This window comes from Vibrio tasmaniensis (assembly GCF_024347635.1).
Taxonomy (GTDB): Bacteria; Pseudomonadota; Gammaproteobacteria; order Enterobacterales; family Vibrionaceae; genus Vibrio; species Vibrio tasmaniensis.
Window position 1 is genome coordinate 1,278,097 of record NZ_AP025511.1, and the last position, 12,906, is coordinate 1,291,002.

Annotated in this window: 12 protein-coding genes; 1 reads left to right on the forward strand and 11 read right to left on the reverse strand. The window is 41.7% G+C overall.

What is annotated here, in order from left to right; genetic code table 11:
* Positions 1-73: 73 nt before the first annotated feature.
* The 11 genes from ylqF to OCV44_RS19990 all read right to left on the reverse strand — a co-directional run bounded on the left by ylqF (position 74) and on the right by OCV44_RS19990 (position 10,956).
* Positions 74-1,009: a ribosome biogenesis GTPase YlqF gene (gene ylqF / locus OCV44_RS19940; RefSeq protein WP_139684926.1), complete on the reverse strand. Its 936-nt coding sequence runs from the start codon at positions 1,007-1,009 to the stop codon at positions 74-76.
* 166 nt (positions 1,010-1,175) lie between these two features.
* A complete protein-coding gene (locus tag OCV44_RS19945; protein WP_139684927.1) occupies positions 1,176-1,490 on the reverse strand; it encodes a c-type cytochrome in 315 nt (104 codons plus the stop codon).
* A gap of 352 nt (positions 1,491-1,842) precedes the next feature.
* Positions 1,843-2,526, reverse strand: a complete 684-nt coding sequence (locus tag OCV44_RS19950; RefSeq protein ID WP_139684928.1) for a response regulator transcription factor — start codon at positions 2,524-2,526, stop codon at positions 1,843-1,845.
* A gap of 95 nt (positions 2,527-2,621) precedes the next feature.
* Positions 2,622-3,503 carry a hypothetical protein gene (locus OCV44_RS19955; protein WP_139684952.1) on the reverse strand — a complete coding sequence of 294 codons (882 nt, stop codon included), beginning with the start codon at positions 3,501-3,503 and terminating at the stop codon, positions 2,622-2,624.
* On the reverse strand, positions 3,493-5,877 hold the full coding sequence (locus tag OCV44_RS19960; protein WP_139684929.1) for a fimbria/pilus outer membrane usher protein: 2,385 nt from the start codon (positions 5,875-5,877) through the stop codon (positions 3,493-3,495). The genes OCV44_RS19955 and OCV44_RS19960 overlap by 11 nt, the downstream gene beginning before the upstream one ends.
* 91 nt (positions 5,878-5,968) lie before the next feature.
* On the reverse strand, positions 5,969-6,655 hold the full coding sequence (locus tag OCV44_RS19965; RefSeq protein ID WP_139684930.1) for a fimbrial biogenesis chaperone: 687 nt from the start codon (positions 6,653-6,655) through the stop codon (positions 5,969-5,971).
* Between the two features lie 2 nt (positions 6,656-6,657).
* The gene (locus OCV44_RS19970; protein ID WP_139684931.1) at positions 6,658-7,383 is read right to left on the reverse strand and encodes a fimbrial biogenesis chaperone; all 726 of its coding nucleotides are present in this window, start codon (positions 7,381-7,383) and stop codon (positions 6,658-6,660) included.
* 115 nt (positions 7,384-7,498) lie between these two features.
* Positions 7,499-7,999: a hypothetical protein gene (locus tag OCV44_RS19975; RefSeq protein WP_086050872.1), complete on the reverse strand. Its 501-nt coding sequence runs from the start codon at positions 7,997-7,999 to the stop codon at positions 7,499-7,501.
* 78 nt (positions 8,000-8,077) lie between these two features.
* On the reverse strand, positions 8,078-8,602 hold the full coding sequence (locus OCV44_RS19980; protein WP_246091758.1) for a hypothetical protein: 525 nt from the start codon (positions 8,600-8,602) through the stop codon (positions 8,078-8,080).
* A gap of 793 nt (positions 8,603-9,395) precedes the next feature.
* Positions 9,396-10,400, reverse strand: a complete 1,005-nt coding sequence (gene ltaE, locus OCV44_RS19985) for a low-specificity L-threonine aldolase (protein WP_139684932.1) — start codon at positions 10,398-10,400, stop codon at positions 9,396-9,398.
* Positions 10,401-10,440: 40 nt separating this feature from the next.
* Positions 10,441-10,956: an NUDIX hydrolase gene (locus tag OCV44_RS19990; RefSeq protein WP_139684933.1), complete on the reverse strand. Its 516-nt coding sequence runs from the start codon at positions 10,954-10,956 to the stop codon at positions 10,441-10,443.
* 287 nt (positions 10,957-11,243) lie between these two features.
* Here OCV44_RS19990 and OCV44_RS19995 point away from each other — a divergent pair, with 287 nt between their 5' ends.
* On the forward strand, positions 11,244-12,899 hold the full coding sequence (locus OCV44_RS19995; protein WP_139684934.1) for an ATPase RavA domain-containing protein: 1,656 nt from the start codon (positions 11,244-11,246) through the stop codon (positions 12,897-12,899).
* Positions 12,900-12,906: the final 7 nt, after the last annotated feature.

A 12,906-nucleotide genomic window follows, 5' to 3' on the forward strand; every position in this document is an offset into this window, starting at 1 on the left:
TTTGATTCGAGTAGACGCTTAAATTATTTGGCGTTTAGTCGCACCATGTGGTTTTTCTTTAAACGAAGAGAGATTAACGCTTGTTCTTCAAGTAACGCTTGCGGCGCTCTTCTTTCTTCTTAATTTGTTGTTCTGCTTTCAGTGCGGCCGCTTCTTCAACTTCGACCAACTCTTTAGTAATCATTTCTGGTAGTTCCAGAGTCACTTTGCCTAATGTACCGTTACGCAGTTCGTGAAGTAGGATTTCCGAGCACTTGTGAATGTCGATATGTCCACCAGCTCGGAGCGCGCCGCGCTTACGACCAATCGCTTCCATCAACTCGATGTCAGACTCTGGTAACTCTTCAATTTGGTAGCGTTCTTGCAAAAGGTTAGGGTATTGCTTTGCAAGGTACTCTACTGTGTAGAATGCCACTTCATCGTATTCCATTGCTGTATCTTTTACCGCGCCGGTTGCAGCCAGGCGGAAGCCACTGTGTGGATTTTCTACTTTAGGCCATAGAATTCCAGGAGTGTCTGAAAGAATCACGCCATTTTGCAGATTGATGCGTTGTTGGCGACGAGTTACCGCTGGTTGGTTACCAGTAACCGCAATGGTACGTCCAGCCAAGCAATTGATGATGGTCGATTTACCCACGTTCGGGATGCCCATGATCATAGTGCGGATGTTCTTGCCCATTTGCTCACGGTGTGGTGCCAGTTTACGCACTAACTCCATAACGTGGTTAACTTCTTCTTTTACGCTAGTCGTAATCGCAATCGCTTTAACGCCTTGCTCTTTCTCGAAGTGCTCAATCCAACGTTGAGTAAGTTCAGGATCCGCAAGGTCACGCTTGTTTAGCACTTTTACACAAGGCTTATCGCCGCGCAGTGAAGAGATCATTGGGTTTTCACTACTGAACGGGATACGAGCGTCCAGTACTTCGATGATCACATCAACCTGTGGGATAACTTCTTCGATTTCTTTACGGGCTTTATGCATGTGACCCGGAAACCATTGAATAGACATAGAGATAAACCTTGATAAATATATTTGCTGCACATTGTAAGGGTTGGATGATACGTGTAAAGGTATATCTATCGCGACCTTCAATGAGCTCAGTGACTTTGCTTGAAGTATAGGAGAATTTGTGATGTTTATTTAGCTTAGATTGACCTAATGAAGGTGAGCTCCGTTACTGTTGTGAAGCATAAAAAGCAGCAATATCTTTCAAGTCTTGATCATTGAGCTTACTCAGTTGTGTTTGCATCATCTCAGCGTAAGCGCCTTGTCTATCTCCGTTTTGGTAAGCTTTCATTGTGTTATAGAGGTAAGTTGGATCTTGACCAGAAAGTTTGGGGTAATCTGCGTTAGTTGTTTCCCCTGTGGGATAATGACAGAAAACGCAACTTGGTGACTTCACTTTGCCCAGTTCAGGATCGCCAAAATCAGAGGCGTGAAGGCTAGAGGAAAGAGTCAGTAATAGTAAAGCGAAGGATTGGTAAGTCATGCTTTTGCTCCGGACAAAACACAACGATAAAGCTTACCCCAAGGGGAAGCTCAAGTCTGAATGGCTATAAAACCAAATATTGTTAAGCACTCAGCAGACTTTTGCTCTGCTAGGAAAATCGAGGGTTTCAGAAGTGATGTTTTGTGAGTCCACAAACTCTACTCGTTTCTTAGAGGGCAGAATGTAATTAAGTCTCTGATGATATGATTTAAACTTCGTTGTTCAGTCTAACTGTGATTCTATGATGGAGGGGGATAATAGAAGCGCCTATTTTTAAGGGGCTAAATTATAATGCGGTATGTTGTAAAATAACTGTAATCCGATGTCTCTATATTTGTGACTCAAATATTAACTACATGCCTGGTTGTATAATAGTCTCTAAACTATTGATAAAATTTGCTTTTCTTATTGCTTCTTTTCGGTTGGTTACGTTTATTTTTTTATATATGTTATATACATGCGTTTTTACTGTACTTTCTGAAATAAATAGTTCATTTGATATCTCTAAGTTTGTTTCTCCTCTGATAAGTCGTTTAAATATTTGAGCTTCTCTTTTCGTAAGGCTAGATAATATTACCTGTGACTTGAATGTATGAGAGCGCGCATTGGATAAAATATGCGACATTAACTTCCTCGGTAACCATAGGTCGTCATCACAAACCGTTTTCAAGCAACGTGTAAGGTGTTCTACAGGAGCATCTTGATAGATTATGCCCTTTATATTAAACATGTTGAATAGTTGCATTACGGTAATACTCTGTCCGGTAATATCAGAGGGAACGTCATAGATTACCCATTTGTTGGACTCTACTTTTGATAAGGTGATGTAAACATCTTTGATGTCAGCTAAGAGTAAGTAACTAATGAGAATGACATCAAACGTCTTGCGATGATTCGAACGTTCAATGCCTGAAATACATTCGCGACTAAAACAAAAGTCACTGTATTTCTCTATTTCTCGTTGAATAAACTGGTTATTTATACCGTTATCGCCAATTAGGAGCATGTGCTTTAAATTATTTTTACTGTTATGCATACTTTACTCCGAAACTGACAAATCGTGTTGTGATTATATGATACTAGGTTTTATATAATTGCGTTGCATATCTCAGGATTTATATAATTACATATTTAAGGCTGCTGTGAAAGGAGGGGTTCTATAGAAATTTGTAATGTATCGTCATATATTCCTCCCGGTTTGTTCTCTGTTTCCCCAATTACAAAACTCAAAGGAATAGGTTGACCGAGCGTAGCCGAAATACGCTGAATTTTTGCATCAAGTTGACCGAGGTTTACTCTATCGTTATCTAGGGAAAGTTCGTATGGAATATCCCATTTTGTCTCATCAGATTCATGACGTAGCATCCCTTGATGGGATGATTCCAATACGATGGTATACGCTGTATTACTTTGCACCCATAGGTTCGGTGCAGAGCGAATAATCTTGTTTGAATATAATGTTCCTAGATCAAGGTCATAATGCTGTTGAGTTAACCCATAAAAGTGAACTTTTGCAGCTGGTGGCACGGTAACGGATACTGGGAGTGAGCTAGGGCTGATCTCTATTTGTTGGTTGTCTGAGGTATAAGAGGGCGACACTTCTAAAATCCCCCGGTAGGTTCCTGACGCTAGCCACTGTTTGCTTGGGAAACGCATTTGTATGGTTGTCGAAGGTTGACTGTCGGTTAATAATAAATGCCACTGATTCGCGATTGGTACACCCACTTGTCCACTCCACTCGAAGTTGAGTTTGTCTTGGTTTACCCCTTTTAACGTCCGACTGGTATCGTTAAGTTGTAAAACCAAACTCAATTTGCAGGCTTCGCCAATTATATTCGCATCGATTCGATAAGTATTAATTGTTGCGTAATTACCAGTGTTGAAAACGTCGTATTGCGACTGGGATGAGACGGGTTGAATCGTCAATGCACTAGCTTCACATGCTAATACAGAGGATACAGAATTTATGGCGATGAGGAACCATCCTCCCCACCGAAGTTGTTTAATCCACATACACATCTCCTAGTCTGATCAAGTTGTCACTGCGCTCGCTGAGAGTAATGACGGCTGACTCTTGTCCTTTAGTGTCAAGGATCAGCTGATATTTCCCTGGCTTTAATCCAGATATTGCAAATATGCCGTTCCGATTGGTAAAGAAGTCAATCGGTAACTGTTTAGCGTCGCCAAGGTAATGTGCAACACCTGCGACAAGTGAAATTGGATTGTTACTTTGACGATCGTATAGTTTGCCAATCACGGTTAAGACAGCATCGGAGCCAATTTGTAGTTGGTAGCCCCGCTTATAGTCAGGCTTAACCCAAAAAGCACCATCACCCAAGTCATATCCCGGTGGTAAGTTATCGACCTCATAACCGATGACTTGGCCATTATAAGCAACGAGATCAGGGACCATGGCCTTTGCGTCTCCTTTAAGGTAAACGCGCGCGTACTGTCCATCTTTTGTTGGGTCTAATGCTACGTCATTCTCTGTCAGGCTTTCATGTTTGCTGACAATGGCAAACGCTTCTCGGACTGGTCTGCCGATCGTCACCGATGAACCTGCAAACGCAAGCGCGCTACTGATGGTCACGTCGGTACTGTGGTTTCTTGTGTCACCACTAATGTCGTCAAGTCGCGAGGCATGGGTCGCACTCAATTCGTAACGGTTTGCCGTATAATTAACTCCAGCGTCCATATCGACGTCCGTTTCTTCATTCGTAATGACACTCGCAAACCCCGATATCCCTCCGGTGTTACCTATATTATTCTGATAGCTATAATCTAAGGCGGCTTCTTTGAGCTCTGTACTGTAACGACCGACGACACGAGTTTTTCGGCTGAGAGGCCAACTTATGGTGACCGTGGTGCTGATGTCATCGTCTTTACTGGCGTGATCTTGATAGCTAACACGCGCACTCCAAGTCGCGGGAGTATCAAACAGTCCGTCTGATAAACTCGGGCTAATTAGCCAATAGTCATTCTCTTTGTCTATTCCTGAACGGTAATTGACAGTCATCGCGGCACGTAAAGACCGACCTAGATAAATCGATCCGAATGCAGAAGCATAGTGAGTGGTTAAGTTGATGTCTTTATCGGAAGCGTCAAACCCAGTAACACCGGTAAAATTGTTGCTCAGATACTCATAACTAACACTCAGTTGTGGAGCAAGTGTATTCTTACTGGATAATTCCGCATCGAACGCAACTTTATAAGCCTCGCCAGTTCCAAATGCAGGGTGTTCGCTACGTGAAGCATTGAGTTCAGTGACTCCCCATCTAGAAGCAATGAGTGCGGTGGTACCATATTGGTATAGATCTTCACGGGTTTGAAAGTTAGTACCTAACGTTAACCAAGGGTTAATACCCACATCGATATAACCATGGAAAATACGCTCGTCGGTTAGGTATTCTAATTGTCCATTTTGGAGTTCAGAGGGTGCTCCGTACATAATGCTATATTCAAATTCACCGCTATTGAGTAAGTCGTTACCCGTCGCAATAGAAAATTCGATACGCTCTTCATTCCCAGAACGATCGGTAATGACAAGTACAATATCGTTACTACCTTGCGCGAGAGGTATATCACTCAGGTTATAGCTACCAGCGCCTAAGGTTAATCGTTGGACCGCGATCCCATCTATATAGACATCGACATTCGAGGCTCTTTGCAATGTGAATGATTGATTGGCTCGTGGTCGTGCATTTCTGGTTGGAATGAGTGTGAAATCTCGAGTTAAGCCAATCCCCAGTATGTCGGTACTGTCCTGAAAAGATTGACCACTGTTATACATATCACCGAGCACAAGCCGTGTACCTTGCTGAGCAAAGTCAATATTAAGACGAGATCCTTCTCTTACATATTGTGACTTTCGTGAAGAACCGTTTTCTAAATAGGATTCATACTCAAAATTGAGAAAACCAATGTTAAGTGCTGAGTCGAATTGACTGCGATAGAGATCCTGCCTTGACGATTTTTGATCGACATATTGACTCTCATTGGCGGAAAGGACCACGTTAACGTACCCGCTTAACAGACTTGGCTCAGCATAGTTATAAAAATCATCTGCGCCGTTCATCGAAAGTTGTTGGGTTAAGCTAAATTCTGGCGGTACTGTTACGATACATTCCAATGAAGAAAAGTCGAAACTAAGTCCCAGCCCTACGTTTTCAAAGTGGTGCTGAGAAAGCATCTCATCGTTTGTTGTGTCATTGAGCTTCCCAATACCTTCTTTAGTGACGACAGACGAAAGGAAAGACAACGTACTTTCCTTTGGCAAAAGAATCTCGTTGTTTGCGGTAATGATAATATCCGCTTCCCCCAGTATGGTGTCACTTATCCTTAGTAAAGAGGTCAGCTGAATATCACGTCCTGTCGGGTTCAAGACCATTTCCTGGCCCCAAGCTGCAGGGCTTAAGGCGGCACAATAAAACAGTGCTAATCCCAAGACATAGAAAACTTGCCACATCTTGTGAGAGGTTTCAGTTTTCATATCCATGGTAAGTGCCTACTGGTAAGTAATTTAAAGAAGAAGGCAAAGTAATAATGGAGCGTGGTGGAATAAACTGCTCACCTAAAGCCGCATGTACTTTTTGGTTTTGAGATTCGAGCCCCTTAAAATGGAGTAAGGATGTATAGGTAAATCGCGACCCTGAATTAGTGAGTGTTAGTTGCCCTTGTTCATCTATGTGTAATTTCACGTCAGGCTCTAATGAGGATGAGTGAATGTGCAGCAGCGCATTGTAGTGAACTTGCAAATTGATACCGGTTGTTAAACTTGTGGGCTTATCTATTCTTGCGTTGTTTTGACCAATGTTTACGGTACTGAAGCGAATAAAGTAACTTTGGGAAGTTTCGAGTGAGCGTTTTCCCAGCCATTGGATACGGAATACTTGACGTTCACCGGGTGCCAACATTGCGGCTGGTGGAAATACAAACATTACCTCACTTGATAGATCTGATGTTTGGAACGAGCCATCAGGTAAGAACTTCAAACGACGAACGTTAGCTTCAAGTGGGAGATCCCGCGTTGAGTTGTTAGTTACAACCAGTTGCGATGTTGCCCTGTGATCGGTGTTGAGCTCAATGACGGTTGGAAACAGTGTTATGCCAAACGTTTGTGCACACAGAACGCAGTAAATGAACCCACCCAAGATATAACGTCTCATTGCTACTGATCCTGCTCGATTTCAATCGATAGCGTGTCTACATTGTAATCTTCAAGTGGCTGCATTTCGAAAAAACGAGTGGAATAGGGAAGAACCAAAGTTCCTGGAATACGTTTGGCGATTTCTACGCCTTTCAAATATGTTGAATTTGTACCGTCAGAAATTTTCCATGTCGTATTGGTTAACCGACCATAACTATTACCACTATTCAGTACTTCAAGGACCCATTTGTTATTTTTGTCATTTGCTTCGATACTTTTAATTTCTAATTGAGAGGCTGTGTTCTGGGGTCGCACGTTGATCAGCGTATTAAACTGAAGTAACAAACTCACTTGTCCTTGGTTGCTGCTTGCTCTTTGAACTTTCACTTGCTTAACAGCAATACGAAAAGCTTTTGACTCTGTGATGGAAGGGTCACCTAAATATCGCACCATAATGGATTGTGAACGTCCAGGCTCTATGATCGCGGTTACCGGAATCACTAATAGTTCGTCATCTGCAGGCGTCGTGGTCTCTTTTCCATATTTGTCCATTGTCATGTATACCGGAGACAACTCAACCGTGAGTGGTTCTTGAGACGAATTTTCAACCCTCATCGTCATTTGAGCTCTTTTACCAAGTGGCGTCATCTCCATAGACATAGGCTCTACTTTGAACGCATGAGCTGACAAACAAGTGAGTGACAATAATAAGAGAACAGTCCATTTATGCATGATCCATTTATACATCGCGATGAGCTCCAAATTAAACTAGAGGCGGTAATACAACTGAGGTTAAGTTTTAATACAACTAAGGCTTGGATGAAGTCGGAGGCCAAAAAATAGCCCCCGACTTATTTAACCTCTAATTTGAGGTGATATTGACGGTTAATGTATCTGAGTAGCCACCTGCCCAAGGGGAGGTTTCTGTTGTCACAATATCAATGGACGCGGCAACACCTGTCGCCAATGTTCCAGAACCACCATAAGAGTTACTGACTGAAACATCGTTTTGACCAGGTCCACCGGGAGCATTAAGTGTGAAAGGAGCTAGGCCGCCCGCAGGGTTAAATGTTGCATCGTAGGTAAGAGCGTAGTCTTCGCTATCGTCTGACTCTAAACCACCTTCTGCACTCGTTAGTGTCACCGTTGCACCATCGACGTCATTACACTTCATGTTAAGACCACTAACAGAAAGGTTTTGAATTTGAGATACGTTACCGAAGTCCATCAATTGTGTTGAAAGACCAGTAACTTCACATACAGGTGAAACAAAACCAACTAACTGGACATCACCAGGAGCGGCTTGAACTTGAGCACCAAAAATAGCAGTGACTGTTGCTGCGTAGAGTGTTAGCTTTTTCATTAGAAATTCCTTTATCTTAAATGATTGGCTCGAATACTGCTGAGCGTATTTTGTATCTGCAGATACATTGCAGAGTTTTTACTTTGTCACGCTATGAATCGAAGGGTAAACTTCGATCTCAATAACGTCTTGATAATAACCTGCGTAACGCAAGCTATTTTCGAGTGCTACCCTAAGGCTCCCTTGTTGAGAGAAAGGAATAACACCAGAACTGTTTATCATTACTGGTGAAATAAGTTGGCTGCTGTGCCTGTTTTCATAAAGACGAAGCTCGTCTATTTGTAATGACAGATTATAACTTTCAATAATATCAACACCTTGGTGCTGATATTTTAAGCCTCCATATTTTGAATTGATCGTTATACCCAACGGACGGTTACAATACATATTAAAAGGCAACAATTGCACATCACGGTTTTCCGTGAACTTCATGATGTTGCCAGAGAAGAAATTTATTTCGCATCGATCTTTGATCTGACCGTTAATTCCTAACGTTAAGGTGTTAGCACTGGCATAGAATGAAAGTGACAAACTAAAAATTAACGTTGAGATGATGAAATTATGAAGAATCCTGAATGCTCTAGTCATCATTTCCCCTCTCACTAATTGAATGTAACTTGTTGCTTAACTTTCAAAACTATAAGTGCTTTAAAAAATGGTGAAGTAGTAAAAAAAGTTTATTATTTTCTAGAAGTATGAGTTTTAGTATGAGTTTTATATATAAGATAAAGAGAGATTTTTTTGATAATAATTTTGTTTTCAATTAGATAGGTGATTTTTAAACAATAGCCAAATTAGAGATTGAGAATTGTTTAATTGATAAAATTAAAACTATGGTCTACGGGGAGTGATTTTAATTTATCTATGGATTATTCTGCCTGCCATCATTAATTTGACAGTGCTTTCTACTAAAAATAAACGTAGTAATTTTATTAACTTGCTGAATGTGGCATTTGTGGTTTTTCACATTCGATAATGTTTATCGAGAGTGAGTGGGATTTATTTATTGAAATTAAACGCTTACGACGGTTTTTTTAAAATTGATATATTCTATATTTAAAATACCGCACGCATGGTAAATAAAAAACCTGAAACTCTAATTATTAAATTATTAAATTATTTATCTTTCGTGGGCATGTATGCTCCGCCTAACTCATGTAACTCGAACTTAAACGATAATTGGGTACTAAAATGTAGGGGCAATGGATGGAAGGTATTGAGATAGGCCAAAACGAGATTGCGTACTATTACATTTAATCTACTGGGGTTTATTAGAAAAATTAGCGGATGTAGATGGTTATTTTTCGGTGGAATAGATGAACGGTCTTTCTGAAAGACTAAAGCTTCGTAAGGGAAGCTCTAGTCTTAAATGCTTTAATGGGAATCTTGTTCAGCGTTAAAGCGCACTTTCCAACTTAGTTAGGAAAGTCGCGATATCCTTTGAACTGATATCTCTATGAGTAACAAAACGTACAGGGTTACCTGGTGACATAATAATGCCTTCCTCTCCTAACTCCCGTGCGATACGGTTAATATCAACCGACTGATCTAACTTCGCAAACACAATATTAGTCTGAATGAAATCAGGGTTAACAGAGAAACCTTCTAACTTGCTTAAACCAATAGCTAGGTTTTTTGCGTTTTCATGGTCTACTTTAAGTTGAGCCACGTTCTCCGTGAGCGCCATTTTACCTGCTGCAGCAAGAATACCAGCCTGACGCATACCACCACCGACCATTTTACGCAGTCGACGAGCTTTAGCTATGTACGCTTTGCTACCAAGAAGTAGAGAGCCAATCGGAGCACCCAAACCTTTTGATAAACAAATTGTCATCGAATCGAAGTGTTGAGCGATCTCTTTAATGTGAACATCTAGTGCAGCTGCCGCATTATAGACACGCGCGCCATCTAAGTGCATTTGTAGGCCGTGTTGGTTTACGAACTCACGCGCTTCCGCTAGGTAAGAGATTGGCAGCACTTTACCATTGATTGTGTTTTCTAAACTAAGAAGCTTAGTACGAGCAAAGTGGCTGTCGTCTGGCTTAATCGCAGCAGCAAGCTTTTTAAAATCTAACGTGCCGTCAGGGTTGTTCTCGATGGGTTGAGGTTGAATCGAGCCTAATACTGCAGCGCCGCCTGCTTCGTATTTGTAGTTGTGCGCCTGTTGGCCACAAAGGTATTCGTCACCACGCTCACAGTGCGCCATTAAACCCAGTAGGTTGGCTTGTGTGCCGGAAGAAGTGAACATAGCCGCTTCAAAACCGGTTTCATTTGCAGCCCATTGTTCCAGTTCGTTGACGGTTGGGTCATCGCCATATACATCATCGCCTACTTCTGCATTTGCCATTACATCACGCATAGCTTGCGAAGGTTTAGTTACGGTGTCAGAACGAAAGTCCATGTTTATCTCCTAGAGTACTATTAGGTAGTCATATAATTGGCTATAGATGGCCACATAGTTGGGCTTTGCTTAAACAAGCGATGGTTTTGGTATCGGTAATTTGATCGTTGCGAATTTTACGTTGCAGTTCTTCCAAGCTAAGTTCAATAACCTCTATTACTTCATCTTCATCACATTCAAAGCGGGTAGTAAGGCTTAAGTCTTTTGCGATGAACAAGTGTTGAATCTCATCACAGAAGCCAGCTAAAGGGGTAACTTGTCCCAAGCTCTGGAAATCAGTTGCACTGTAACCCGTTTCTTCTTCGAGTTCGCGTTGTGCACATTGAAGAGGTGTCTCATCAATTTCCATCGTGCCAGCAGGGAGTTCCAAAAGCCATTTTTTAAGAGAAGGGCGAAATTGGTTAATGAGGATGATTTTTCCAGACGAAGTGATAGGAAGAATAACAGCCGCGCCAGGGTGGTTTATTGTTGTATGTTTTACCACAACGTTCGTAGGGAGCGTCACGTTCTCTTCGATGAGAGAAATACTTTTCCATTGATGGATAACTTTACTCATGCAGTCTGGCCACTTTCCTTGCCAATATTTCGTATTACTGAAGACGTGTACCACCATAACGTCTATGGTGTCGAAAATAAAAGAAAAATTAGGCGTAGTAATAGATTTAGTTTCACACCGTTCGTGATGTTAATCTCATAATTGGAATCTATGATTGCGCGAAAATTGCAGCGTAACCATCTGATATAAAGGCAACTCAATAATAAAAGATACTTGTAACAAAGTGCTAACAAATGTATAAAAACGTATCTACACTCTCAACTGTTCATAGATTTTCGGAGTAACGCATGACCCCCTCTATTTCCTCACATGCTGACAAGGCGCTACTCTCTGAAAGAATCAATAAATTAGCGCATGCTCTCTCTGATGGCGTTTATGAAAGAGAAGACACGATTAAGCTCTGTCTGCTGGCGGCTCTTGCTGGTGAAAGTGTGTTCTTATTAGGTCCTCCGGGGATTGCAAAAAGCCTTATCGCCAAACGCCTCATACAGGCTTTTGACAACAGTAGCTATTTCGAATATTTGATGACGCGCTTCTCTACTCCAGAAGAAGTGTTTGGTCCGCTAAGTATTCAAGAATTAAAAGATAACGGTCGCTATGTAAGGCTGACCGAGGGCTACCTACCAACAGCGCAAGTTGTTTTCCTTGATGAGATCTGGAAAGCAGGCCCAGCCATTCTAAATACGTTACTGACTGTGGTTAACGAAAAGACATTTAAAAATGGCGCAGACATCGAGCGCGTGCCGATGCGTCTATTGGTTTCAGCGTCCAATGAACTTCCGGATGAAGACAGCGGCTTAGAAGCACTTTATGACCGAATGTTGGTTCGTGTGTTCGTCAACCGTATTCAAAACAAACAAAACTTCAAATCGATGCTAACAACGGGTACTTCTCAGGAAGCCGTAATCCCCAAAGGGTTAGCGATTACAGACATTGAATACCATCAATGGCAGAAAGAACTCGATAATTTGGAGCTGACGGATAACTCGTTTAACAAGCTATTTGAATTGAAAACCATGCTTGAAGAGACCGTTAAGAATCAGGGAACATCATCAGAGTCTGACTTGTATGTATCAGACAGACGCTGGAAGAAAGCGGTTAAACTATTGAAAGCGAGCGCATTCTTCAGTGGCCGTGATAGCGTTAACCCGCTCGATATTATGCTTCTTCAAGATTGTTTGTGGCATAGCCCTGAATCTCGCGATGTGGTTCGTAGCGTTGTAAAAGATTTTGCGTTGAACCGAGCGTTTGATCAGCAAGAGTCTAAATCTCAAATCGAAATGTCTCGTGAAGAGCTAGAAGAGATTCAAGATGATGTTGAATCGACTCTGTCGGTGTCGCTCTCTGTGGAGTCAACCAGTGGCTTACGACGTAAAGACGTTTACCAACATGATATCAAGAACGCGAAAATGTACAGCGTCGGTAGCGCATACAATCTTATTAAATTGGTTATGCTGCAAAGCAATATGTCGGTGTCTGAATCTGAGAAAGGCGATAGTCGTTGGGTGTACGTAGCCAAAGATGATTTTGACCGTGTTCTTAAAGAAGGTCATGGCGACATTTACGGTTACGTAAACGAAAACAAAAATCTATGTCGCTTAAAGCTCGACTTGGATGCATCGAATCAATTAGTGATTAAAGATATTGCTAATCGCTCTGTATTGGTGAGTGTGGTTACCACAGACGGCTTAGATCAAGAACTGTATAGCAAGTGGTTGAGTGGTGCAGAGAAAGCCCTAGAGCAGTTAACTGAAGCTGAGTTCAAGCTAAAAAGAGTTCGCACTGAATTTCATGATGCATTACCTCATAACTATATCGACCCTGATTTGCCGAAAGCGATGGAATCAAGCTTGCAAGCGGTAACACAAGATCTTGAAACGACGAAAGCAAAAAGCAGCAAGATCGCACAGCGTATTAAGTTCATGAGTCAGTACTTTGAGTAAGGGAGGG